The organism is Bariatricus sp. HCP28S3_A7 (assembly GCF_052066375.1).
GTDB lineage: Bacteria > Bacillota > Clostridia > Lachnospirales > Lachnospiraceae > Allocoprococcus.
Window position 1 is genome coordinate 32,210 of record NZ_JBQHSG010000015.1, and the last position, 24,680, is coordinate 56,889.

Annotated in this window: 32 protein-coding genes and 2 pseudogenes; 2 read left to right on the top strand and 32 right to left on the bottom strand. The window is 40.8% G+C overall.

What is annotated here, in order from left to right; translation table 11 throughout:
* Nucleotides 1-207: 207 nt before the first annotated feature.
* The 25 genes and pseudogenes from ACTNA4_RS10895 to ACTNA4_RS11015 form a co-directional block, all read right to left on the bottom strand.
* Nucleotides 208-966, bottom strand: a pseudogene (locus tag ACTNA4_RS10895) (DNA-processing protein DprA).
* Between the two features lie 83 nt (nt 967-1,049).
* Nucleotides 1,050-1,418, bottom strand: coding sequence for an ATP-binding protein (locus ACTNA4_RS10900; protein ID WP_441030020.1), 369 nt, complete (start codon nt 1,416-1,418; stop codon nt 1,050-1,052).
* A complete protein-coding gene (locus ACTNA4_RS10905) occupies nt 1,345-2,130 on the bottom strand; it encodes a magnesium chelatase domain-containing protein (protein ID WP_441030077.1) in 786 nt (261 codons plus the stop codon). The genes ACTNA4_RS10900 and ACTNA4_RS10905 overlap by 74 nt, the downstream gene beginning before the upstream one ends.
* Entirely contained in the window at nt 2,124-2,726 is a 603-nt protein-coding gene (locus tag ACTNA4_RS10910; protein WP_441030022.1) for a transposase, read from the bottom strand. The genes ACTNA4_RS10905 and ACTNA4_RS10910 overlap by 7 nt, the downstream gene beginning before the upstream one ends.
* An 86-nt stretch (nt 2,727-2,812) precedes the next feature.
* Nucleotides 2,813-3,160, bottom strand: a complete 348-nt coding sequence (locus ACTNA4_RS10915) for a helix-turn-helix domain-containing protein (RefSeq protein ID WP_441030024.1) — start codon at nt 3,158-3,160, stop codon at nt 2,813-2,815.
* Between the two features lie 94 nt (nt 3,161-3,254).
* A complete protein-coding gene (locus ACTNA4_RS10920) occupies nt 3,255-3,473 on the bottom strand; it encodes a hypothetical protein (protein WP_441030026.1) in 219 nt (72 codons plus the stop codon).
* Between the two features lie 497 nt (nt 3,474-3,970).
* The gene (locus ACTNA4_RS10925; RefSeq protein WP_441030028.1) at nt 3,971-4,855 is read right to left on the bottom strand and encodes an ABC transporter ATP-binding protein; all 885 of its coding nucleotides are present in this window, start codon (nt 4,853-4,855) and stop codon (nt 3,971-3,973) included.
* Nucleotides 4,856-4,993: 138 nt separating this feature from the next.
* On the bottom strand, nt 4,994-6,580 hold the full coding sequence (locus ACTNA4_RS10930) for an AAA family ATPase (protein WP_427820359.1): 1,587 nt from the start codon (nt 6,578-6,580) through the stop codon (nt 4,994-4,996).
* A gap of 220 nt (nt 6,581-6,800) precedes the next feature.
* Nucleotides 6,801-7,751, bottom strand: coding sequence for a sugar phosphate nucleotidyltransferase (locus ACTNA4_RS10935; RefSeq protein ID WP_427820358.1), 951 nt, complete (start codon nt 7,749-7,751; stop codon nt 6,801-6,803).
* A 462-nt stretch (nt 7,752-8,213) separates the two neighbouring features.
* Nucleotides 8,214-9,032, bottom strand: coding sequence for a hypothetical protein (locus ACTNA4_RS10940; RefSeq protein ID WP_441030030.1), 819 nt, complete (start codon nt 9,030-9,032; stop codon nt 8,214-8,216).
* A 2-nt stretch (nt 9,033-9,034) separates the two neighbouring features.
* A complete protein-coding gene (gene gloA2 / locus ACTNA4_RS10945; protein WP_441030032.1) occupies nt 9,035-9,418 on the bottom strand; it encodes an SMU1112c/YaeR family gloxylase I-like metalloprotein in 384 nt (127 codons plus the stop codon).
* A 631-nt stretch (nt 9,419-10,049) separates the two neighbouring features.
* Nucleotides 10,050-10,439, bottom strand: a complete 390-nt coding sequence (locus ACTNA4_RS10950) for a HEPN domain-containing protein (protein WP_441030034.1) — start codon at nt 10,437-10,439, stop codon at nt 10,050-10,052.
* Nucleotides 10,429-10,779 carry a nucleotidyltransferase domain-containing protein gene (locus ACTNA4_RS10955; protein ID WP_441030036.1) on the bottom strand — a complete coding sequence of 117 codons (351 nt, stop codon included), beginning with the start codon at nt 10,777-10,779 and terminating at the stop codon, nt 10,429-10,431. Before ACTNA4_RS10955 ends, ACTNA4_RS10950 begins: the two co-directional genes overlap by 11 nt.
* 94 nt (nt 10,780-10,873) lie before the next feature.
* A complete protein-coding gene (locus tag ACTNA4_RS10960; RefSeq protein ID WP_441030038.1) occupies nt 10,874-11,422 on the bottom strand; it encodes a helix-turn-helix transcriptional regulator in 549 nt (182 codons plus the stop codon).
* Nucleotides 11,423-11,953: 531 nt separating this feature from the next.
* Nucleotides 11,954-12,184 (bottom strand): annotated as a pseudogene (gene rmlA, locus ACTNA4_RS10965) (glucose-1-phosphate thymidyltransferase RmlA); the annotation flags it as partial.
* Nucleotides 12,185-12,355: 171 nt separating this feature from the next.
* Entirely contained in the window at nt 12,356-12,883 is a 528-nt protein-coding gene (locus ACTNA4_RS10970; protein ID WP_441030040.1) for a helix-turn-helix domain-containing protein, read from the bottom strand.
* Nucleotides 12,884-12,978: 95 nt separating this feature from the next.
* The gene (locus tag ACTNA4_RS10975; protein ID WP_441030042.1) at nt 12,979-13,209 is read right to left on the bottom strand and encodes a type II toxin-antitoxin system RelE/ParE family toxin; all 231 of its coding nucleotides are present in this window, start codon (nt 13,207-13,209) and stop codon (nt 12,979-12,981) included.
* Complete coding sequence (locus tag ACTNA4_RS10980; protein WP_441030044.1) at nt 13,206-13,418, bottom strand: hypothetical protein; 213 nt, start codon at nt 13,416-13,418, stop codon at nt 13,206-13,208. The genes ACTNA4_RS10975 and ACTNA4_RS10980 overlap by 4 nt, the downstream gene beginning before the upstream one ends.
* Before the next feature lie 185 nt (nt 13,419-13,603).
* Nucleotides 13,604-13,756 carry a hypothetical protein gene (locus ACTNA4_RS10985; protein WP_441030046.1) on the bottom strand — a complete coding sequence of 51 codons (153 nt, stop codon included), beginning with the start codon at nt 13,754-13,756 and terminating at the stop codon, nt 13,604-13,606.
* Nucleotides 13,757-14,299: 543 nt separating this feature from the next.
* On the bottom strand, nt 14,300-14,707 hold the full coding sequence (locus ACTNA4_RS10990; RefSeq protein ID WP_441030048.1) for a PIN domain-containing protein: 408 nt from the start codon (nt 14,705-14,707) through the stop codon (nt 14,300-14,302).
* The gene (locus tag ACTNA4_RS10995) at nt 14,691-14,933 is read right to left on the bottom strand and encodes a type II toxin-antitoxin system Phd/YefM family antitoxin (RefSeq protein WP_441030050.1); all 243 of its coding nucleotides are present in this window, start codon (nt 14,931-14,933) and stop codon (nt 14,691-14,693) included. The genes ACTNA4_RS10990 and ACTNA4_RS10995 overlap by 17 nt, the downstream gene beginning before the upstream one ends.
* A gap of 240 nt (nt 14,934-15,173) precedes the next feature.
* The gene (locus ACTNA4_RS11000; protein ID WP_441030052.1) at nt 15,174-15,842 is read right to left on the bottom strand and encodes an RloB family protein; all 669 of its coding nucleotides are present in this window, start codon (nt 15,840-15,842) and stop codon (nt 15,174-15,176) included.
* Complete coding sequence (locus ACTNA4_RS11005) at nt 15,839-17,074, bottom strand: AAA family ATPase (RefSeq protein ID WP_441030054.1); 1,236 nt, start codon at nt 17,072-17,074, stop codon at nt 15,839-15,841. The genes ACTNA4_RS11000 and ACTNA4_RS11005 overlap by 4 nt, the downstream gene beginning before the upstream one ends.
* A 206-nt stretch (nt 17,075-17,280) precedes the next feature.
* Complete coding sequence (locus ACTNA4_RS11010; RefSeq protein ID WP_441030056.1) at nt 17,281-17,424, bottom strand: hypothetical protein; 144 nt, start codon at nt 17,422-17,424, stop codon at nt 17,281-17,283.
* Between the two features lie 12 nt (nt 17,425-17,436).
* A complete protein-coding gene (locus ACTNA4_RS11015; RefSeq protein WP_441030058.1) occupies nt 17,437-18,477 on the bottom strand; it encodes an AAA family ATPase in 1,041 nt (346 codons plus the stop codon).
* A gap of 190 nt (nt 18,478-18,667) precedes the next feature.
* Here ACTNA4_RS11015 and ACTNA4_RS11020 point away from each other — a divergent pair, with 190 nt between their 5' ends.
* The gene (locus tag ACTNA4_RS11020) at nt 18,668-19,069 is read left to right on the top strand and encodes a hypothetical protein (protein WP_441030060.1); all 402 of its coding nucleotides are present in this window, start codon (nt 18,668-18,670) and stop codon (nt 19,067-19,069) included.
* Nucleotides 19,070-19,145: 76 nt separating this feature from the next.
* On the opposite strand, the gene dprA is transcribed toward ACTNA4_RS11020, so the two are convergent.
* The 7 genes from dprA to ACTNA4_RS11055 form a co-directional block, all read right to left on the bottom strand.
* Complete coding sequence (dprA, locus tag ACTNA4_RS11025; RefSeq protein WP_441030062.1) at nt 19,146-19,898, bottom strand: DNA-processing protein DprA; 753 nt, start codon at nt 19,896-19,898, stop codon at nt 19,146-19,148.
* 1 nt (nt 19,899) lies between these two features.
* Nucleotides 19,900-21,438, bottom strand: coding sequence for a YifB family Mg chelatase-like AAA ATPase (locus tag ACTNA4_RS11030; RefSeq protein ID WP_441030064.1), 1,539 nt, complete (start codon nt 21,436-21,438; stop codon nt 19,900-19,902).
* Nucleotides 21,423-21,980, bottom strand: coding sequence for a transposase (locus tag ACTNA4_RS11035; protein ID WP_427805813.1), 558 nt, complete (start codon nt 21,978-21,980; stop codon nt 21,423-21,425). The genes ACTNA4_RS11030 and ACTNA4_RS11035 overlap by 16 nt, the downstream gene beginning before the upstream one ends.
* A gap of 102 nt (nt 21,981-22,082) precedes the next feature.
* Nucleotides 22,083-22,265 (bottom strand): hypothetical protein, encoded by a 183-nt coding sequence (locus ACTNA4_RS11040; RefSeq protein WP_441030066.1) that lies wholly within the window; start codon nt 22,263-22,265, stop codon nt 22,083-22,085.
* Nucleotides 22,266-22,268: 3 nt separating this feature from the next.
* Nucleotides 22,269-22,433, bottom strand: coding sequence for a helix-turn-helix domain-containing protein (locus ACTNA4_RS11045; protein ID WP_441030068.1), 165 nt, complete (start codon nt 22,431-22,433; stop codon nt 22,269-22,271).
* 310 nt (nt 22,434-22,743) lie between these two features.
* Nucleotides 22,744-23,154 (bottom strand): putative toxin-antitoxin system toxin component, PIN family, encoded by a 411-nt coding sequence (locus ACTNA4_RS11050; RefSeq protein ID WP_441030070.1) that lies wholly within the window; start codon nt 23,152-23,154, stop codon nt 22,744-22,746.
* Nucleotides 23,154-23,456 carry a type II toxin-antitoxin system RelB/DinJ family antitoxin gene (locus ACTNA4_RS11055; protein WP_441030072.1) on the bottom strand — a complete coding sequence of 101 codons (303 nt, stop codon included), beginning with the start codon at nt 23,454-23,456 and terminating at the stop codon, nt 23,154-23,156. The genes ACTNA4_RS11050 and ACTNA4_RS11055 overlap by 1 nt, the downstream gene beginning before the upstream one ends.
* Before the next feature lie 655 nt (nt 23,457-24,111).
* Here ACTNA4_RS11055 and tnpA point away from each other — a divergent pair.
* Nucleotides 24,112-24,522, top strand: a complete 411-nt coding sequence (gene tnpA, locus ACTNA4_RS11060; protein ID WP_418847303.1) for an IS66 family insertion sequence element accessory protein TnpA — start codon at nt 24,112-24,114, stop codon at nt 24,520-24,522.
* The last annotated feature ends 158 nt before the right edge of the window (nt 24,523-24,680 follow it).

Consider the following 24,680-nt stretch of genomic DNA (forward strand, 5'->3'; position numbering starts at 1 on the left):
TTTTTATACTTGCAGCAGTACTCTTAATTGCTCTCGGTACTCATATCATTCTCAAAAACCTCAAGTAAACAGGCATTTCTTTCACGGATCACTTTGCATTCTTTTTCATATTCATTTACTTCTGGCATTTTACAGCGCTTCCCTTAATAATAGAAATATCACCGACTCGAAAGAAATGAGTTCCGACGATGATTTGTAACCAAATTATTACATTACAAATATGTTAGCATAGACAGGAGCGATTATCAATCTATTTCTCGTATTTCTCAATGATGCAATGATGTTCCTTACTATCGATCTTATTTTTTTACGGTGACAGGCACCGGCATTCCTTTGATATTTCTCTGCTGCTTTTACGGTTGTCTTACTTCCACTGTTTTTTCCTGTTTCAATTACATAAAGTATATCCGACACCCCTGCAATAATCCGATTTCTTTTTGGAAACCGAAACTTTTCTGGTGGAGTACCTGGAGGATATTCTGAGAGTAAAAGTCCCTTTTCGGCTATTGTTTCTTAAAGCTTCCTATGTTCTTCCGGATAACACTGATCAATTCCAAACCCAAGAACAGCAATCGTATATCCACCATTTTTTATCGCAGCAGTATGTGCATACGAATCGATTCCTTTCGCCATACCACTTACCACTGGACATCTTTTGTTTACTGCCCCTACTGTTGTTTCGATAGCACATTCTTTTCCTAAGTGACTACATCGTCGTGCACCAATGATTCCAACTCCGTGTGTCCAGTTTGCTTTTATTTTTCCTTTGTAATAAAACAGAATTGGGAATTCCTTATTTTTCCTGATATTATCTGAAAATTCCAGATCTTCGTATTTAACAATATGAATTCCCATTTTATTACAATCGTCCCAAATTCTATTCGCTTTCTCCATAGCAACACCTGCATTTGCTTTAATTAACTCTATGCACTGCCCTGTAACCTTTCCTTGAGGGATTAAAAACATTCTATTTTGATAAATTTCATATGGATTATCATATTCTTCAAGCAGCACATGCCAACGCAAAGGGCCAAGTCCCTTTATACAGTTTAATAACCATATTTTTCGCTTTCAGATTTTAAAATTTTCGTACTTTCCTCATCCAACTTACAATACTTTTGAATCATCGGAGTATTCATTTGTGCATTACAATTTATCGATGTTTCATCTTTAAAGCGTTCCTGTTGAATCCTACGTGCATTTTCTACTTTTTCACGAAGATCTGCTGACGTTTGTTCACTCTTTTCCTCTGATAAACTAAAATAATCCACATGTTTTACATTTTTCTGAATATCTATACGCTCTAGTATAGGTCCGGAAATCTTCCCCCTATAATGAAGAATTTCATAATCTGTACATCTGCATCTGCTTCCTGGATAATACCCGCACGGACATGGATTCATGGCAGCTACAAGCATAAAATTTGCCGGATAATATCCGTTCTGCAATCATTGTTTTTCCACACCCCGGCTCACCTATCATTAACACATTATGCCCTCCTGCTGCTCCAAGAACAATTGCATCTATCAGTTCACTCTGACCTTTTACATCCGAAAAATCAACTCCCCACTGCACAGTTCCATCATGTTGTACATACTCCATATTTCCTTCCTTTAATGGTATCTTCTTCCCTTCCAAAAACTGCACAGCCTCTCGAAGTGTTCTTATTCCAATAACCTCAATGTCTGTAACACTTTCTGCTTCTTTCCAGTTTTCATATGGGGCAATCACTGATTTTATTCCACAATTCTTCGCCTCCGTTACCATTGGTAGAATTCCATTACATGGACGAATTCTGCCGTTTAACGATAATTCACCTATCATTGCATATGATTCTATCTTCTTTACACAGATCTGTTCTGTTTGTTGCAATAAAGCAATCGTCATCGCCAAATCATAATGTGAACCTTTTTTTCGGCGATTGCCCGGTGCCAGCGAAATTATAACTTTTTCTTTCGGAATCTCATAACCACAAAATTCAAGAGCTGCCTGAATCCGCTCTCCCGCTTCTTTCACTGCCTGATCTCCTAGTCCTATAATAGAAATCATTTGTTGTTGTCCCCTGATGGTAGTTGCTTCCACTTCAATCTCGAATCCTTCAATCCCCTGAACAGACATACTTTTTACCACGGTAGCCAATTTTCATCCTCCCCAATATCTTTCTGAATTAACATTTCCTGCTCTGCATGCGATAATGCTCCTTCGACAAACATTCTATATTGTTCCTCCGGATTTTTTGAAAAGTATCCTAATATTCTTTCTTTTTCCAGCAATGGATTCGGTTTCTGTAACACATAATCTTCATAACTACTGTACGGATAATCCAATAGTCCACGAACCATTCCTGCTCTAACCGGATTCAAATGTATATATCTGCTTACCTCTAAAAAATATACTGGGTCCTCAATAAGACATGACGTATATCTGCTTTCAAATACGTGACCTGTATATCCATACCGATAATTAAAATTTTTCGCATAACTGCTTAACAGACGATTCATTATGATTCCGATTTCTGTTGTCATTGTTGTAATCTGCATGTGTAAATGGTTTGTCATCATACAAAAACTGTGAAGCTTAAATGGTACTTTTTCCATTGTGCATTTCAGAATCATACAAAACTGCTCATAATCAAATTGATCCTTACAGATAGCGGATCGACGTATTCCTCGACTCATTACATGATAAGAAGCTCCTGGGTACCATATCCTCTTTTCTCTTGACATCGTTTTCTCCTTTTAGTATAATTCCTATTTTACGTATTATATCCGTTACAATTGCCCAATTATATTAAACCTTATTATCCCTTTTATTATCTTCTTTCACTTAACGCCTGAAGATATCCAAGAAGTCGGTTCTTTCTATCACGATCCAATGTGTCGTAAAGTTCTAAAACCATATTTTCTTCTGTTCCTTCTGCAATTATCTGGCATCTCAGTCCACTGCTTCTACTGCCTTCTTCTTTTACACCTGAAAGCAGCTCATAAGGTGTTACTTTCAATACTTCACATATAATCAGAATTTTATCTGATGCCGGATTCGTGTTTTTCTTTCTCCAGTCACTAATCGTGCTTTGAGGTATTCCTGTCTTCTCCGAAAACTCTTTCTGAGTCATGTTTTCTTCATCTATTATTTTAAATATTCTTTCACTTACAGTCATATCTTCCTCCTTTATAAGCTTTTATCCTATTTTACGGATTGTGTGCCTTATATTAAACCTGTTAACCATTCCTTGTCAACAGGTTTATTACAGTTTATACTTTTTTTACGGTGACAGGCACCAGCATTTGAAACTTTTCTAATTCTCTAGCACATCTAATTGCATACTCAGGGTCATCTCCTGCTTGGCAGAAGAAATATGCTCCTACACCCATTCTCAACTGTTCATTATCACTTTTGCGGAAATGTTGATCGTTAGGAATCGACTGAGCATTTTCATACGAAGTGCCGTGAAAACACTTTAGTCTTATCATCTCTGTCTCCTTTAATAACGATACACAACCATTATACACCAATCCGCTCAATTCCGCTCATTAATTCTACTGTTTTTCAAACTTAACCCCAAATTAAATGCATGATAAACGCTTTACTGGACAAATCTCAATTCTTTTTTCATTATTCCCTTTTTGAAAGACATTTATGTAACTTCTTGTCTAATAACGCAATTTCATATTATCACAAAGAAACGTAGATATCAAGTTTCCTTTCTTCTCCTTTGCTTTCTGTTTCCCGGAGGGTATGAAAGCTGAATGTCCCTCTTATGATTACAAATTTCCAAAAACACTCGGTCCTTTCAAACCAAATATCTTGCCCATTACCGGCTTATATTCTATTTTACGGATTGTTTGCCATATATTAAACCTGTTAATCATTCCTGCTCTAACCGGATTCAAATGTATATATCTTCTTTCACTTACAGTCATATCTTCCTCTGTTATCGGCTTTTATCCTATTTTACGGATTGTGTGACTTATTTTAAACCTGTTAACCATTCCTTGTCAACAGGTTTATTACAGTTTATATTTGTTTTACGGTGACAGGCACCGACATCAAAGGCCTTCGCCGCAGCCGTATTCGGCACCGATACGCGGTAAGCATCGCGGATCGCTTCATACTTTGCGCCGAGCATTTGGATTTCTTCTTCCTTCGCTCCGTAAATGGTAATAAAATCTCCGATATACAGATTCTTCAGCTCAAGCGGCGTTCCCTTCGCCACGATCTTTCCACTGTCAAGAATGATGACATAGTCCGCATCCGCCGCCTCTTCCATGTAATGCGTGGTAAGGAAAACAGTCATATTCTCGTTCTTTCTCAGATCACTGATCACACTCCAGAGCGTATTTCTCGTCTGCGGGTCCAGTCCCGTCGTCGGCTCATCCAGAATCAGAATCTTCGGCCTGTGGAGCAGCGCTCTCGCAATGTCGATCCGCCTTCTCTGGCCACCGGACAATTTGCCCACCGTTCGCTTCAGAATATCTTCAAAATCCAGAAGACGCGCCAGCTCTTTAAGTCTCACCTTGAACGCCTCCCCGGTGATCCCGTAGAGTGCCGCCCGGCTCTCCAGATTTTCCCGCACACTGAGTGCCTTATCCAGAACCGAATTCTGAAACACCACGCCAAGCTCCCGCTTCACTGCATCCACATTCTGGTCCAGATTACTTCCGTCGATCACAATTTTCCCACTGTCTTTCGAAAGCTGACCACACATAATGTTGATCGTCGTCGATTTTCCCGCCCCGTTAATGCCGAGGAAAGCAAACAGCTCTCCCTCCTTCACACAAAAGCTCAGATCCCGAACCGCTTTCACCTCACCAAAACTCTTATTCAAATGCTTGATCTCAATAATATTTTCCATATTCTCTCTCCTTTGCGAAGCCGGATCTCTTTCATCCTTTTTCAATATTGTAAACGAAACAGGAATTTTGCGATAGAACGTAATTATACCGAAATGTGTCAATTATTTAGATTGTTTATTGTTCATATGGTACGAAGATTAGAATTCCATCATCTCTATTGCACATTGATGAACTTTCGTCTTTTTGTCATAATTGATGCCAACCAGCAAAATGTTTCCACTGTACTGCATCAATGATTCTGGATATTTCTTTTCCTTAATCTGTTTCAATGCTGTATCCACCGTTTTATTCCATTTGAGTTCCACCACCAGGGCCGGATAATCCATAACGTATTCCGGCTTTGGAATATACACAAAATCCGCAAATCCTCGCCCCGTCGGAAGTTCCCGAATTGGCTTAAAATAATACTGCATGGAACTCAAAAAAGCGATGGAAAGTACACTACTTAAAGCATTTTCATTATTATACTGTATGGCTGACGCATATTCATCATGAATCTTTTCTATGCCAGCAGCGACTTCTTCTGCTTCCATATCCAATGTAGCATTTAATAAGTTGACCGACTGCTGCTCAAACGCAATTAATTCATTCCACTTCTTTTTCTTTGTAGCAGAAATAAACTCCTGCCGGATTTCTTCATTTGGGATGTAAGCAGTTTTCTTCTTCTGGTCATATGCAAGATATCCAAGATGAATGAGCAGCGTCAGAACATCTTCTTTGTCAATAAAGCTGACCATATCGTTCTGAAAAAATGACGTATCCACCTCGATTGATGCGCCAGAGATCATTTCAATGATCGAAGTTTTCAATCCATCAAAATCCATGTCGATATAAGGCCTTATTGATTCAAATGTCCCTGTCTGGGACCAGTAACTTTGAAAATTGCCCCTGTCCATCACACTTATAACAGCTCTCGGATTATAAATATGCAGATCAGAAAGTAGATAGCCATCATACCAGCGCTCAACTCCTCTGAAATCCCTATTATACTTTTCGCACAGTTCCTTAACTTCCTCTTCTGTAAATCCAACATAAGGAGCAAGCACGCCTGCATCAAGCATCGTATATTCCTCAAAATTATTTAACGCTGACTGCGTTTTTACTTTTTTGATCGGCAGGATTCCTGTCAGATATGCAAGACTGATAAACTTTGTAGGCTCATTACCCTTAAACATACCTTTCAAAAAATCAATATACTGCTCCTGTATTTCTCTGTTATCCGCTTCATCACGAATGAGAACATCCCATTCATCAATGATGACTATGAATTTATTTCCTGTTGCAGTATAAATCTGTGACATTGCATCGGGAAGCGAACTCACCGAATCTGCAAGGATGCCCGGATACGCTGTTTTTAATTCCTCTATTGTACTTTTTTCAATAAATTCAACCACATGTTCCGGCCCATTAGCCGGAGCCAGACACCACTGAATGTCCAAATGGATCACATCATATTTATTCAAGTATTTTTCGAAAGAATCCATGCTGCTGATCTGTAAACCAGAAAACATTTCTTTCGAATCACAGCCCTTACTATAGTATGCTGTAAGCATATTAGCCGCAATCGATTTGCCAAAACGGCGCGGGCGGCTGTTGCAGATAAAAGCCTTCATGGTATCGATCGCTTTATTAGTGTATTCGATTAATCCGGTCTTATCTACATATATTTCGGAGTTCAGTGTGATCTGAAATGCACGATTATTCGGATTCAAGAATCTTCCCATTTGCCCATACTCCTTCCAAAAGTGTCATTCATTTTGATTGAATTGTACCATACGAAAGTAGCAAAAGCAATCCACACGCCCAAAAACTCGATGCATAACCTTTGGTAACGCTTACCGCTTTCATCCAGGCCGTTTATGAAAACGCCATCGGCGTTCTTTCCTATAAAGAAAAAAGCAGGCAAAATCTTCTTAATTCCGATTTTACCTGCTTTTCATCATTCTATAAATCTGAATACAATTCTTCCTGATAAAGCCCGTCGCTGATCAGCTTCTTGAAACTTTCCATAACCGCTTCTTTATCTTCCTTATATGTAACGCCAAACCATTTATCTTTGGTCTCCAACACCTTAACAGTATATTTTTCTCCACGGATCAGTCCACCGATCAGGGTCGGAAGTAAATACTCTGCTTTCAAAGGATTCTCCGGAACATCTTTCTCAAAGAAGGTGCGGAACTCTTCTTCCAGAACCTTAAGAAACACCGGTGCACATCCTTCCTCTGCCGGGAAGCCCCACATATTCATGGAAACATAAGACTCCGGATCAAGCTTCACTCCGTCAGCCGATGCACCGACAACTCCTGATTCATCAACCGTTTTCACGATATTGCCGGTTTCCACCACATCGATAACATGAGTATGACCCTCCTCCACTTTGCAGACACCTCGCGTCACACCGCCATTATCGGATAATGTATTTTTCAAAATGAATCCCGCCATGGCAATTGCATTGTCTGCATGATCTACTACCAGCCAGTCATGCATCTGACGGTACGCTTCTTTTCCATAATAATCGTCTGCATTGATCACCATGAACGGCTCATGGATCTCATCCTTCGCAGCTAGGACGGCCTGTCCGGTTCCCCACGGCTTGGTACGACCCGCAGGAACTTCAGCCGGAATATCGTTCAGATCCTGGAACGCATAGGCCACTTCAACGCCCTTCTTACCACATACAGCTTCAATACGATTTCCGATCCGCTCTCGGAAATCAGATTCGATATCCTTGCGGATGACAAAAATAATCTTGTTAAATCCGGCCTCAATCGCGTCATGAATCGAATAATCCATGATGATCTCGTCATGCAATCCGACAGGTTCCAACTGTTTGATTCCTCCACCGAAACGAGAACCGATACCGGCGGCCATGATTAATAATGTTGTCTTTTTCAAAATATTATTTCCTCCTGCACTCTTAATTCATCTCAACTAAATCTAAGACTCAAACGGACTCTGCGCATCCGGATCATAATACTGTTCACAATCCGCCTGCCAGTCTTCATATTCATTTACTTCTGGCATTTGACAGAGCCTCATTTAACACTAGAAATATCATCTACTCGAAAGAAATGAGTTCCGACGATCATTTGTAACCAAATCCTTACATCAAAATAATGTTAGCATAGGAGAAGCAATTATCAATCTATTTCTCATATTTCTCGATCATGCAATGATATTCTTTACTCCTGGGCTCATAGCTTATTCCCACCATCCATTATCTCAAATATTGCACACAGCGTAAAGCGGAAATATCCTGTAGTGTTTTGTCGGTCGCATGATTCATTTACTTTTTTCTTGGAGATATTTACAATGTCACACCATAATAAATGCTCCAGGCAATCACAAAAAACTCATTTACTCTGGATCGACTTTCCTCACCGGCTCCATCTTCTCTTTTACTCTATCCGGCACATCGATCAGGCCAAACCGATAGAACATTGCATAGATGTAGGTCACGCCCCGGATATCACCGAGAGACTTCGGGCGGTCAACCACAGCACCAATGCTTGGAATATTATGAAAGGCCAGCAGAACCGAACTCCAAGCCAAGCTCTTACTGTTCTCTCGCCGGTCGATGAACAGCTCCTTCGTGTAGTTGTCTCCTCTCCCCTTCTTTAGACTGTACGAAAACACCAGCCCGGAATAAGTGCGGAACTTGAAGCCCTGAAACTCAATCACTGCTTTCCAAAGAGCTTCTTCGGTCTGCTCTGTTCTTACCCTCTCGATTATCTTCTTTCGCTTTCGCATCCGGCGTATGCGCTCCGCACCAACGCTGAGATTATTGCTGTCCGTCTCATCAGGGAAGTACACGCACTTCTCATATGGCAGGTACGAGGTGACGGAGGCTTTTGAGAGATTCAGTTCCCGCACCGTCGCTTCGATGGACTCTGTGTGTGACAGGCCGGAGTCTCTGTGTTTATTGAACTCTCTTTGAAGGTGATCGGCAATCTCCGACTTGTACACGCCTGCGGTGATCAGCAGCTTACGTACTTTAATAGGATTGAGGTCGAGTTCATCAGCAATCGCCCGGAGGGAAGGATGGTCAGCAGTTCCGTAGAGCGCCACAGCTGCATTTATCTGTTGCTGAAGGATGGCACTTGGGTTGTAGTCCGGCTTGGATGGCTTACGGCCGCCTCCTGTCTTCCGGGTCTTATTCTTTCCATTCTCTCCCATCGTTACTCATGCAGTTCCAACGGCAATCCATCTGGGTCATGGAAGAAAGTCATCTTCTTGCCGGTATAATCATCTATACGAACCGGCTCACATGTAATCCCTTGTTCTGCCAGTTCCCTTACTGTTTCTTCCACGCTCTCCACACAAAAGGCAAGATGCCGCAGACCGCAGGCTTCCGGGTGGCTCACACGCTTCGGCGGATTTTCCTCCGCAAAAATCTCCAGTTCCGTGTGCTCATTTACTCGCAGATCAAGCTTCCAGTCCTTGCGCTCCGGACGATAGTTTTCTCTGATAACGGATAAACCAAGCTTGTTTACATAGAAATCCTTCGCATTTTCGTAGTCGGACACAATAATCGCAATGTGGTGTATTTTGGATAATTTCATTTGTCTTGTCCTCCTGTTCTTTATTATTTTTTTATCTTGGAAGAAGATTGGACTCCCACCTTTATAGGTGGCGAGATGCGACAAATTAGTCTTGGTGGGAGTCCAATCTCCTTCCAAGATAAAGCCTCCGGCGGATTGCAGAGGTGCGCAGATGTATTGTGTCATGCAGAGCATGGCGCGCACCTCGCAGCAAGTACGCCGAGGCGTACTTGAATTTGAGTTTAGACCTTCCCCATATATACCTTCTAGGGTACATTATTCTCGTTACAAACTATATGGATACTCCCACCAAAAGCCGTGTGTACGATATTTTATGAATAAACTCTGATATTTTCCACACGGCTTAATAATAAATTTTAAACTACCAATGTAATCCCGACTCCAACCTGTCAATTCTGTTCCTCATCCAACATAAGAATTACATATTATTTTCAATTCTGTCGAATGGTTTTGACAAGTTAGTTTCCGGATTACAGTCATGACGGTAACCAGACCATGATGGATAGTCTGAAGATCATTTGGAAAATACCGAACTAAACCGAGTGTTTTTCTCAATTTTAGTTCAGCAGATTATTTATGAGTTCACAGAATGTTCACTTGTACCTGACATCTCATGATGTTCTCAAGTATCTTACGCATTCAAAAAGTTTTCTACTCTCATAATAAATTCTTTGGCATTACGAATTTGATTCTCCGAATCTTCCTTCGATGCAATAAAAAAGTCCGAGTAATCACATTTTTCTCTGATACGATACGCACTATCTATCAGTTTGTATGTATCCCGATCAAACTTTCCTCCATGTACATAAAATTGATTGAAATGAGCAATCACAGAGCTATGCTTCGAAGCATCAAATCCATCCAAAATGTTAACCGCTCTGATTGCATGGAAGATCGCATAGTACGATCTGTTTATTGCAACCTTATAGAATCCAGACTCATGATTACTGATGGCAGCTTCCAGATCCTCTTTTGACCGGTTCAACCGGTATATAGAAAGTGTTATAACATCAAGCTGCATACAGAACTACTCCTTCCTCTGATACATTTCTGTAAAATGGGGATATTTTCATCCAATCCATATATTCCTGGTAGCAAACATCGATAATCGAGAATACCTTAAAGTATTTAATGGAAATATCCGTCGAAACATCGCTCAATCTATCTTCAAAAGCCCGCAACTCCTGATCAGTTCCATCTACCAGAACCATAATATCTACATCCGAATCATCAGTTGCCGTTCCACGTGCAACAGAACCATATAGAATTACTTCTTTCAGCTTATCGCGATATACTTCCTGCAACATCTCTGCCAGTTCCATCAATATCTTTTTTAATTTTTCGTCCTGCAGTTTTTCCATAAGTCTATTCCACCTCCTGACAATCTTCAATAATATTATAACCAAATTACCGATAAAAAACAATGTATATTACTGTAATCCCGACTCCAACCTGTCAATTCTGTTCCTCATCCATCATCTTCTTCCAAAGCTGATCCCTGATTTCCTGATGGACCATTAACCATTCAATCAGCTTTCGATTCACCGGAGATTTCCGGTATCTCTCATCGCCGAACTTCAGCCATTCAAATCCAACGTCAAATGTATCTGCTATATCATGAAGTGTTTTGTCGGTCGCATGATTCAGGTGCGTTTCTATTTTGAAGATCGCTGACGGCGAAGATCCAACCTTCTCTCCAAAGTCTTTTTGGATCAGTTTTTTCTCTTTTCGCAGTTCCCGCACCCTTTCACCTATCGAGCGGTAATCTATTACTTCTGGAACATAATTGCAATACTCTTCTATATGATCCGGATCATCAAACACTCTTTTGTCCACATTACACGACTCGCACATGCTCTGGATGATCTCATCTGTAATCTCCCGTCCCCCCGTCTCACAACGTCTGATTTTTGCGGCGGAACATCCCAGCTTTTCCCCCATTGCTTTCTGGGATAAGCCTAAATATTCTCTGATTTTTTTAAAAATTTCACCTTTATTATTCATACTTTTAACCAAATATTCATTCTTTGTTGACATAAACACAGCTTTGTGGTAACTTTTCTAGCTGTCGCTTATTTCACACATATTTGCATCTTTTACGTTTTGCCTGGAGGTATTTACAATGTCACCCCATAATACAAGCATTTACAAACACAAGATTTCTATCCCCATACTGTCAGAAATATCCAATCTCACACCAAATAAGCTGAGAAAAATATATCGCCAGATTATTGAAGACGATTGCATTTCGTTATCTGAGATTCCTTTACATCAACAGGAAACCTTTGTCAACGATTACCTTCTACGGGGAAAAACTCTTGACTTTGACTTGATGAAGCTTGCAGGTAAACCAGATTTTGAAAATCCATTCCCTTTTCTGCACTCTACCGGAGTGCAGAAACTGTTTAATACTACCAAAATGATCCGGGAAGCAAATGCAGTCATCGACGCGTTCACTTCCTCAAAAAATGTAACCCAAAAACTGGAACAACTCGCAGCCCGATACGGCATCTCTTACCGTACTCTTATAAGAATGTACGAAAGTTTGATGCCATACTGAGATCCATCTCCAAGCAGAGCCTCAAAACGAGGTGTGTCGGTAGGCGTAGAAATAATAAGAATATCCTTGATACCTGCAAGCATCAATGTGGACAGTGGATAATAGATCATCGGCTTATCATAAACAGGCAGAAGCTGTTTACTGGTAACCATGGTGAGAGGATAAAGTCTGGTGCCGGAACCTCCGGCAAGAATGATACCTTTCATAGTGTTGATACTCCTTTATATATGTTGATTTCTAATGTACTCTTTCGTTACACTTATCACATGATGTAGGGGTCAAAAGGTATTTCGCCCCCTATGATACACGGATTTCTTCCAAAACTAATTACTATACATACTGCCATCATGATTGCTGCAACAATCAGTGTCATATCCCTATGTCAAATTACTTGATTTTTTAGCATTTCTATGCATCATTCGTCTTGCCTTTATCTTTCCGAAAACGCCAGATAAATACATTGCAATAACAATTAACACACCAAAACCGAAACCAAGAGCAACACTTGCTGCTCGCTCATATAAACTGCCTGGTGTATCTAAGCCCAATGCCTCAATGACTACAAATGCAATCATTCCTATCAATGCTATAATTGTTAACCAAAAGAATTTCATCTTTATCTTTTGATTGATTACCTCTGCATAATCTGATATTTTCAATGCTGTTTCCTTTACTTCTTTATTCATTTTCTCGCTTTTCCTTTCTCCATCGATGATTTCAGAGATGCTGACATTATAGAATTCTGCCAAATCAACCTGAATACTTATGTCCGGCATATTTGAGCCAGTCTCCCAACGTGATACAGTCCGTCCAGAAACATTTAACTGTTCTGCCAACTGTTCCTGTGTAATATTCTTTTCTTTTCGAAGTTCTTTAAGAAAACTTCCAACTTTTTCTTGTTTCATTTTGTTCCTCCTTCCACCGATAGATTAGTTTATTTCATCGATTTCAACCACGACACAAAGCGAGAAATTGCGTTTTTCTATATGGACAACCATGTCTATTTCCATTTTTGATTTCCAGACACAAATACGTACCGATAATCTGACACCACATCAAACATTTTCGATACCTCAGGACCCTTTTCTTCATAATCACAAAGCCCTCTTATCGTATCTGTTATGCTTTTGATAATTTTCTTTGCTTTATCCTCGCCATATTCCCCGGATATTGCCGATTTTAATGCACGTAGTTTATCCGCTGCATCAGGAGTATATTTTATCTTTTTCAATCAATTACCCCCAATTCCCGTTCCAAATCATCTGCATCAATACAACCTTCAATTTCAGCTCGCTCCTCTGCTCGCTTCAAATTAAGCATCAGCATAGCAACCGCCTGTTCCCTCAACGCTTCTTTGCTATTCTTGGTAACAATAAAAGGAAGACCTTCAACATTTAGAGATTGCTGTATAAAGGTATTAAATGCATCCGTCAATGTCATTCCGGTTTTTGCATAAATATCCTCAACCGCTCTTTTGGTGTGTCAAAAGCGAAATCTCTACGATTTCAGTTTTTCACTTGAAAAAGCATATTCAAAGTGTTATTATAATTTTATAAAAGGTGCTACCGATAGACGGCTAGTCCCTAAAACATTCATTCAAAACGATCGTTTGAGTCCTAGGAAAACTATTGGCGGTCGTTTTTGCTTGTGTTTTTATGTTCTTCATCGTCTTTCTTGCGATCTAATCTCTCGATTTTCTCCACAAGCCGTCCAACTGCAACTCCGGTTCCAAAAACTGCAAGAATAAATCCTGCTAATGTTATGTAATCCATCATCATAATCGCACCACCCTCCTTCCCGATCGGAGGGTTTTATTGCATCCCTCCTTATTCAGAAGGGCCAGCCGCCTACCGTTATGGTAGCACCTTATCTCTTTCGAGACTTTTTAATCTTAACATATTTTTTATTATCAAACAACCACAATATGCTAGACTGCGTTTATTGTTTATCTTGAAGGAAGATAAGACTCCCACCTCTATAGGTGGTGAGTTGCGACAAATATGTCTTGGTGGGAGTCCAATCTCCTTCCAAGATAAAGTCTCCGGCGGATTGCAGAGGTGCGCAGATTTATTGTGTCATGCAAAGCATGACGCGCACCTCGCAGCAAGTACGCCGAGGCGTACTTGAAATATATACCACAAACCGGCATTCTCACGATAGATGAGTAAATGCCGGTTTGCCTTTTCTAATCTGTTTATGTGATTTTTAGAAAGTTTATTTTTCTTTCACTTCATTTTATGAAAATGCTAGAGAATATTTATAGACCGTTTCGCGTGCCTGACACTAATGTACGTGCCTTCGGCTCGTTTTTGGTATCTCTGTCAAATTCTCGCCAGCAACTCGGATGGTGTAAACGCCATCACCCTGCTCTGTGTGAAATCTCGAACATTCCTTGTGATAATATAGTCAGCATGAATACGCTCAGCGGTAACACTCTGTACCGCATCTTCAAAGTCCTTCCAGTTCAGTTCAGTGGCATGTGTCAAATCTGATACACTGAAATCGGCGAACTCAAAAATCAGGCTCAGCTTTTGGTAGACCTCCTTGATTTTCTCAGGTTCTAATTGCTTTCGCATGATGTAGACAAGGTTTGCAAATGTCAACGCAGACACATAACCTTTCGCTCTCTCCGCCTCGCAAAGCTTCCAGATCAAAGCTGAGTCCTTAACAAATTCAGGCCGATTTAGAAGGACATCCAGAATAATGTTGGCATCAATCAGTAGAACCATATTTTTTCGTCAGCCTTTCTGCTTTCACTTCATCGAGGTCATAATCTTCTTTCAGTATCCCGGTAAGGGAATCTGTCAGATAAGAAATCACTTCGTCCTTCGGAATAAATCGTCCGACCTCACGCCCATTCTTCGTTACAATGACTTCCTGTCCAGACATCACAAGATTCAGATACCTTCCAAAATTGTTCTGCATTTCGGTTGCAGTTGCGGTTGCAGTAATCATAGCAGCACCTCCTTTAGCTAATTTTATTATACATAAAATTAGCTAATATATCAAGAGCTTAGTAGTTTTTTATTTCTCCCAAGGAAGATCGGCCTTGCCAAAGTGGCCGTAGGCGTCTAATCCCGACTCCAACCTGTCAATTCTGTATTTTTTCTTTTGCGTGCCTGACACTAATGTGTCGTGCATCTAAAATCATGCATTAACTTACCAATGGGTCTAGACTAATCGGATTCCTGTTCATTATAGATATGGCCTTAATTTTTCAATTAGCTCATACACCTTTGTACCCGGTGCAGAATTTGCCGGAGGTCTTCCAACGTTTGTTTCATCCAGCTTTTTGGCATACCGGATTGCCTGATCCATAAATGGCCTGAGAATCTCATACATATTTTCCCGCCCTTTGGAATATTCACCTTTTCCAAGACTCTGCAGCCAATCAGTCAATTTGGGCCAGTATTCCTTTCGATGGATATCGGAGTGGAAATAACTGAAATGCAGAAGGAACCAGAGTTCTATACACTGGTTTGACCACACCGCATGGTACTGTGTCTCATCTGTCGTGTTCTGGACACATAACTCTGCAGTACGGTTAATGTGATCTGCCGGGAAATCATCTGTATCATAAACCACCCAAACATGCTTATACCCGTTCGGGTTTTCTCCCGCTCGATTTTTGGCTTTTTCAAACAAGCTGAGTGTATTATCCCCTTCACCATAAATGTCAAGCTGGATTTTTCCGCGATATTGTTGATTGACAATATCCTTCATTGCTTGAAAGTACTGTGGCTCTGTATCTGTCCCTTCCGTAACAATCAAATGATACTCTGGCTGGATTTTGATTTCCCTGTCGAGACGTTTTTTCATCCATCCTTTATTCAGGTCACTTTTCTTTGGAGGCTTTAAACTCATGTCCAATCGCCTCCCGAAAGCATATTGGTCAGATACGGATCGGCTCCGTATCTGCCTTCCATATACTGCTTATCAAATGCGGCTGTGCTATTTACTCGTTCGTTATCTTCACGGCGAATCTCGTACAGAGAATAAATCTCACTTTCGTGGTTTGGATTCTCTGCTGCAAACCAAATCTCATCCCTACGAAATACAGTGTTCTTCATGGTCGTCATATCGTGGGAAGTAAACAAAAGCTGCGCACCCCTGGTATTCAGCTTTGGATTCTTAAACATGGAAATCACATACCGGAGCAGTTTCGGATGCAGTTTCGCGTCCAGCTCATCAATGATTACCAGACGGCCTTCCTGCAGGGCAAGCAGAAGAACCGGCAATGCCGCAATCAGCTTCTTGGTGCCATCCGATTCATCCGAGTACTTTAACTCATAGACTTTCCCGTTCACGGTTCTCTGTGTATAAAGCTGTTTTTCCTCATCATCGAACCGATAACCTGAAAGGTCGATTCCCATATCATTTAAAGCCTGAAGAATCCGGCTCTTAACAGATTCATTTTGTGAAAACATGACCATATGATCCACAACCGGGTTTGCGTAATTTCGAATAATACAGGATTCAAACCAGCTTTGTACTTCAGCGATCACAGGGATGTCATAATTGATCGCCAAAAATGACAAGTAAGGCATCTTGGGGTTAACAGACGTATTAATGCTTGCTTTGCTTATGCTTGATCCCAATTCAATTTTAGAATACTCTCTCTCAAAAACAGTACCGGTACGCTTGCCTCCAATCGCCCTCCAATACAAGGATTCGGAAACAATTTCTTCATTTAGCAAAGCCAAATAATAACGGTATTCATTCTTACCCTGACAGAAGAAAATTTCAAACTCCGTGGGCTGTTCTCTGGATGTTTCGTCCAGCAAAAACGGCTCATAGTTTACTCTTTGCTGAATGATTATGCTTTCACGCGTCTTCTCCAAATCATGGATTGGCTTTACAACTGTAGAAATCAGGCAGGAAAGTGCCCGAAGAAGATTCGATTTTCCTCCTCCATTTGGTCCATATACAACGCCAACTGGGAGCAAACTTGCTCCTTTTATTTCCTTGTTCTCCTTTGTTTCCACTTTACATGTCAGCAGAGACTTTGCGAATTCAGGAATCGCAGCAGCCTGAAAATCAAAAGTTGTTTCTCCCTTGTAGGACTTAAAATTCTGAAACGAAAACTGACAAAGCATAGTCTTCCTCCTTTCCATCCAATTTCATTATAGGAGTTATGCCCCTCAAAGTCAAGTTTTATTCCCGGTTTTAAAAAAATATTTTTCTTAAAACCGATTTATAAACCCAATCCGATTGCTCATTTATAGAAATAATCCGACTAGATGGGTCCAATCGGATTTCTGTTCGCTATAGACATTTTTTCATAGCCATCTGCGTCATATAGTCATGCTATTCCTTGAAAAGCTTCATGCATCACATTCCCGTACCCAACACCAATCAGGTTCAATTGCTTACGCATGCTCTCTGATGATAAGAACACATCTCTAGCTTCGACGCGTTCATTTAAGTCTAAATTTCGTTCTGCCATACCTGCACCTCACTACATTTTTGAAACAATGTTCGCGAAATCAATATTTAACAAAGGTATCGCGCCATATCGTCCAGAAATATAGCCTTTGCCAAAATTATCATCTTTTCGAATATTTCTAATTTCTGCCAATGAATATAATTCTGTAGAACGGTCTTCTTTTTTCAATTCTGTAAACCATATCTGGTCCCTTCTAAATAAATCTAAATTTAAAAGACCTGTTTCATGCGTCGTAAAGAATATCTGTGGAAAATTATCAGACTTCAAATCCATAAATAATCGAATCAGTCCAAAAACGAGAGACTCATGCAATCCTGCTTCCAATTCATCGCACAAAAGTACTTTTCCATTTACTATAATGTCTAACAATGGACATAATAAACCAAATAACTTTTTAACGCCCGTAGATTCTCCTTGAATCAAATCGGTTTCAAATCCATCATATATTACTTTGGCGGTGATTGAATCAACACTTCCCTGCAAAATTATATTTTTAAACTCTGCAGATAAAAACGGCGGCAACTTATCCGCTTCCATTTTTTGTTGATCAATTGTCACCTCTATATCTTTCAAGCCCAGTCCTAAATTTTGCATAAATGCTATAACAGCCTGTTTCACTTTATCGTTTGTGTTCATCTGATATAAGGAATACTGCATCCAATTATCCTGATCATTCGAACCATATATAACCAGTTCATCACTAAAAAATTTGTATGCATGTTCTATCTCAATTACAGAACTGAAGTTTGCTGCACATGAAAGCGACAATCTATTAGGTTTCAATACATCTTTACATGTTGATGATTTACCCCTAAATTTGCTTCCTGTGGTAAATTTCTCACCTTTTCTTTCAAATATCTTTGCTTGACGTCCATTTGGGAAGAAATACAAATATTCTTCGGTAACAAGCATGTTTCTCAAAGAAAAGCCAAATACATATCTTGTGTTTTTAGTCACAAACTGAATTCGATACACACTATCTTTTTTAAAACCGTCTAATTTATGAGGTGCTTGTCGTATTCCTTGTCCAGGCTGATGATTAATACTATTCATAACCAACATTTTGACAAAACTAATAGCATTGTAAATACCGATGAGTCAGTGCACACTGCACGGTCATCGAGTGCATGCTTTCCGGTGTTTCAGTGCACGCTTTCCGCTGCATAGTGCATGGACATAGATTAGTCCTATAATGAAGATGGCACACATATGTGTGACTATCATTTATAGGAGGTCGATAACCATGGTTGATTATCGAGAGATTCTGAGGCTTGATCACCTCGGATACACCAAGAAGGACATTGCATCCAGTGTACACAGTTCCAGAAGTACCGTTTCTGAAGTCCTGACACTAGCTGGGAATCTTCATGTTTGCTGGCCATTAGATGACAATGTCACTAATCAGTCTCTGGAAAGTTTGTTTTATCCGGGACGGAATAAGGATAATGAGGAACGTCTTATGCCTGATTATCCTAAGATTCACAGGGAACTCGCCAAGAAAGGAGTTACCCTTACGCTTCTCTGGACGGAATACTGTCTGTTTATTGTGTCTGACACTCTATACTCAAGTAATGCAACCAGGCAAATATTATATGTGGTATCGTATATGGTGTCAATCAATTTATTTTTGTATATTCTTTTGTGACATGCTCCCACTACTTAAGCCCAGTTTCTCGTGCCTGACACCGTGTGTGTCCGTGTGTGCACGTGTGGTTTTTCTTTTACATCACTTCTACCTCTCTTCCATAATTTTTCTCATATTCCGCAGTAATAAACGCACCGCTTCCTCTTCCAGCTGCTACCACAATCAGTTTATCAGACCATGCACTGATCAGTCTGTTTCTTTTGGGAAATCTGTATGGGGCCGGCTGTGTTCCCGGCGGATATTCGGATATCAGAAGTCCTTTTTCTGCAATCTGTTCCATCAGTTTCCTGTGTTCACAAGGGTAACATATTTCCAGGCCATTTCCCAAAACGGCAACTGTATAACCTCCTGTTTTCAAACATGCCGTATGAGCATAAGAATCTATTCCTTTTGCCATCCCACTTATAATCGCAGTGTGATCAGATACATATTGTTCTGTGATTTCTTTCACCTTAAGCTTTTCTTCCTGTGTGCATCTTCTAGCTCCTACGATCCCAACAGTTTTTTCCATATTCCGGACGCATCCTTTATAATATAGAATGATCGGTGAATCCTCCGGCTCTTTCGCACGTCTCGGATAATCTGGATGATTTTGAGTCAGAATAGAAATATGATGTTTCTCACAGTCTTCCATGATTTTATGCACACGATCCAGCGATCTATTTTCTATGATGCTATTGATCTGCCTTTGCGTGATTCCTTTTATCTGGCACAGATCAGATGCATCAGACCGATAAACTGTTTCCGGATCACCAAATGCCTGCAGCAGTCTCCGGGATGTAACGGGACCGATATAAGGAACAGATGAAAGCCATATCCAGTATTCCATATCATTTCACCACCATCATCTTACTGTTGCTCTTATCCAGATCTCTACAGGATAATACCTTTTGCACATCAGTCAATCGTATATTTTCCACTCCATCCAGGTCTGCACTTGTTCGTGCGAGCCGCAGCAGTTTATGTATCACACGGGCACTGTATCCATATTCTTCACTTATACTCTTTAACAGTTTAAGCGACTCACCATCCAAAACACAGTATTTCTGGATAAGTGATGTCGACATCTGTGCATTACAATTTATTCCTTCTTCTCCTTTATAGCGTATCTGCTGAATCGTTCGTGCTCTTTCCACACGTGCTCTTATCTCCGATGAGGAGATTGCGGGAATGGCCTCGTTTAAACGGAAATAATCAACCGGATGGACTTCTTTCTGGATATCGATCCGATCCATGATAGGACCGGATATTTTTCCTCTGTATTTGATTATTTCATAATCTGTACATCTGCATCTGGAACTGGGGTAATAGCCACAAGGACAAGGATTCATTGCGGCAACAAACATGAAATTAGAAGGAAAGGTATTGGTACCATTTACACGGGAAATAGAGACTTTTTTATCTTCTACAGGTTGGCGGAGAGCATCTAATGTGCGCTTTGAAAACTCGGCAAGCTCATCCAGAAACAACACTCCATTATGAGCCAGTGAAACCTCGCCAGGCATGGCATTTACCCCGCCCCCGATCAGGGCATTTAATGAGGCATTATGGTGCGGGGCACGGAACGGACGCTGTTTCATTAGCGCATGTCCATTAGGAAGAAGTCCCGATATACTGTATATTTTGGTGATTTCCAGGCACTCTTCCTCTGTCATCTGCGGAAGTATCGTTGGTATCCTTTGGGCTATCATGGTTTTCCCACATCCGGGTTCTCCGATCATCAGCATATTATGTCCCCCCGCTGCTGCCAGTGTCACCGCATCAATGACTTCATCCTGTCCCTTAACATCTGCAAAGTCCAACAGATTATCCTGCCAGATCGCCTTTTCTTCTTCCAGAACTGTATTTTCGCATGTTTTTTTCCCTTCCAGATAGTACAATACATCCAAAAGCGTTCCAAACCCCAATATCTGAATTCCCTGCACCAATTTGGCTTCCACCATATTTTCTCTGGGAACAATGACACTTTTATATCCATGTTTCTTTGCTGCAATGATCATAGGCAGGATCCCTCTGCTGGGCCTTAATCTTCCGTCTAAGGAGAGTTCTCCAATCAGCCCATACTGGAGAAGATTCTTTGCATCTATCAGCTCCGCCTGCTTCAGCACTCCAACTGCCATTGCCAGATCAAAATGTGAGCCGCACTTCTTTTTGTCAGAAGGAGCCAGACTGATGATCACTTTCTTTTTCGGGAATTCATACCCACTCTCATCGATTGCTGACTGGATACGTTCTGCAGCCTCTTTTACTGCCTGATCACCCAGCCCGATAATCGATATCATAGGCTGCCCTTCCATTGTCTTAGTCTCGATGTCTACTGGATAGGCATCAATTCCCTGGATCGCAAAACTCTTTACCAAGGTAGCCATATTTCATCCTCCTCAATTTCTTTATGTATCTCCGTCTCCGTAACAGTGTATTTGTGTCCGATATCCTCTACAAAATCCCTGTATCTATGGACACTTTTCCCTTTGAAATATCCCAGTGTCTTTTCCCTTACCGTGATCTTGTCATCTGACATGCCAAGCACTGTACGGTAACTGCTCCACCTGTAATCCTCCGGATGTGCTGCCATGCGGGCTTTCACAGGATTCAGATGAATATAGCGGCTGGTCTGTAAAAAATAAGCATCATCCTTTACAAGACAGGATTTATACCTATCTTCAAACAGATGTCCTCTATAACCATATTTCCTATTGTAGGTCCTTGCGTAATCTCCTGCTATTTTTTGCATGATCTTTCCTATTTCGCTTTTGTTTGTTTCCAACAGGAGATGTATATGGTTTGTCATCAGGCAATATGCGTGTACCGTTGCTTCATATCTTTCCACCACTTTTTTCAATATTGCCATAAACATCTGATAATCCATTTCCTCCTTAAAGATTTCCTGCCGGCGTATCCCTCTTTCCATCAGATGATATATCGCTCCCGGATACCATTCTCTTTGTTTTCTTCCTATACGCCTCACCTCTTATTTCATAATTATTACGTTTATACGTATTATAGGGGTATTTTATTGTAACTCCTTTAATGCTTCCAAGTATCCCCTTAATCGCTTTTGCATATCTGAATCCAGTTTCTGGTAATACTCAACCAACATACCAACATCCGTTCCCTTACTGATCACATACGTATCGTGTTCCCTGCTTCTGCTTCCGGTATGCTCCGCTCCTGATAACAACTCATAAGGTGTCACATCTCATACTTCACATATGATCAATATCTTATCCGATACCGGATTCGTTCTTTTCTTTTTCCAGTCACTGATCGAACTCTCTGCAATCCCGATCCTCTGGGCAAACTCTTTCTGCGTCATCTTTCTCTCTTTCAGTAACTCAAATATCCTGTCACTTACTGTCTTCATTCCGCTGTTTTCCTTTCTCCTGGCACATCTCTTTCAAGCACGACTCAGCATACTTAATGCAAGGAGATTGGATCTGCACCAAGGATTACTTATCATCCCCACCATCTATAGCTGTGGAATCTTATCTCCTTGCAGGATTAACCTAAAACTTTGTAAAAGTATAACACTTTCCTCAATATTTGTAAATACGAATTTATTTGATTATAAATATTTTATTGTGTCTGACACCCTATATTTCCGTTCTCTCCTTTCAGGGCATAAGAAAAGCCGGGTGGATATTTCACCACCTCGGCTCTGTTATGCAATCAATTTACTTTTTCAAAATCTCCAGCATCTCAGCTGGGGTAACGATGAAATCTCTGACTGGATAATGCTTCTGGTTACCAGTCACAAGGTAAGCATCTTCTTCACGTTTTTCCATTGCGACCTCGTAAAACACAAGGTCATCCATATCAATCAGTATCTCGCCAGTCGGTTTTGGTATCACCTCAACGCCGAACTGCCGCACTGCTTTCAGTACTGTCTGAATCGTTTCCGAGTTCAGATGGAACTTCTTCCTGCTCAGTACTTCCTCGTATTCACTCAAGATATCCGAATGGTACAATGGAATGATATCCCCCGACAGCATTGCTCGAAACACCTGACGTGGAGGTGAATCCGGGTTTTTGGCAATTAACGCTGATACAATAACATTCGTATCAACCACAGCATAGCACCGCATCACCTCGCCGCCTTTCTGGCGGATCTCACATCTGCAATCTCTTCGTTGATTTCCTCGAGTGTCATTTCAGGAGCAGCTTCTGCCTGCTTGAACATATCGTCCAACGCGCTCAAAGCTTCAGTCCGTGTTACAACGCCTTCCGGCAAAGTTGTATCAAACGGAATGCCGCGAACCATTTTGCTTCTGACAAAGAACATTCTGATAGCTGTTGGAATGTCCATCCCCAGCGCTTCATAGATTTCAGTTACTTCCTGTTTCAGTTCCTTATCAACACGCGCCTGAACCAAAGCCTGTTCTGCCATAACGAACGCCTCCTTTTATATTCGTTTCACATATAGTTGTATGCTTTTCATATTTTTATTATACGTCATTCGAATATAAAAATCAAGCAGTCTGGGGAGCTTTTACTTCTCCCAGGGGAGATCCGCCTTGCCGAAATGACCGTATAATACCGATTCCAACCTGTCAATTCTGTTCCTCGTCCAACATTTTCTTCCAAAGCTGATCTCTGATTTCCTGATGGTCCATTAACCAGTCGATCAGCTTTCGATTTACCGGAGATTTCCGGTATCTCTCATCTCCGAACTTCAGCCATTCAAATCCAACGTCAAATGTATCCGCTATATCATGAAGTGTTTTGTCGGTCGCATGATTAAGGTTCGTTTCTATTTTTTAGATCGTTGACGGTGAATATCCAACCTTCTCTCCAAAGTCCTTTCCGCAATTAGCGTTCACAGTGATACCACCTGTCTGATGTATAAAACAAACCTGCATTTCTCACGATAGATGAGTAAATGCAGGTTTTCCTTTTCTAATCTGTTTATGTGATTTTTAGAAAATTTATTTTTCTTTCGTAAGCGCCAAATATTCCTGCGGATTTTCTAACACTCTGATTTCCTCTATAATTGTAGGCGAAAGATATTTAGACTATTTCACTACAATTACGGAGGATAGGTTATGGCAACTACTCGCAAAGCCCGTGTTCCGATGGCGGAACAGCTCAGGCTTATCAATGAATGCCGCCAAAGCGGTATGACAGATGCTGACTGGTGCCGTGAAAACGACATCGCAGTAAGCACTTTTTATAACTGGGTCAGCCGCTGCAGGAAAGCAGCAGCGGATCAGATCCCAGCACCGAATTATGGTCATTGTGAGATTCCTCGCTCAAAGCAGGACGTGGTTCCCATTGACATTGTTTCGGATCACCTTCCGGAACAGCATATAGCATCGCAGATGCACCAAACGAACCTTGACAATTCACATACGATTGAAGTGTCCATGAATGATGTGACAATCCGCATCAGCAATGATGCCGATCCTGTCCTGCTCACCAGGACACTCCGCCTGATCCGGGAGACCTCATGTTAGGTGATATCTCCGGCCTCGAAAAAATCTACATTGTCTGCGGCTATACAGATTATCCGAGAAGTATTATTATTTGAGAAGTATGCTGTAACTAATGTAAGTTACAGCATCTCTTGAATGCTTTTCTCGAATAATATTTTACCTTTTTCTCAAAAAATCCG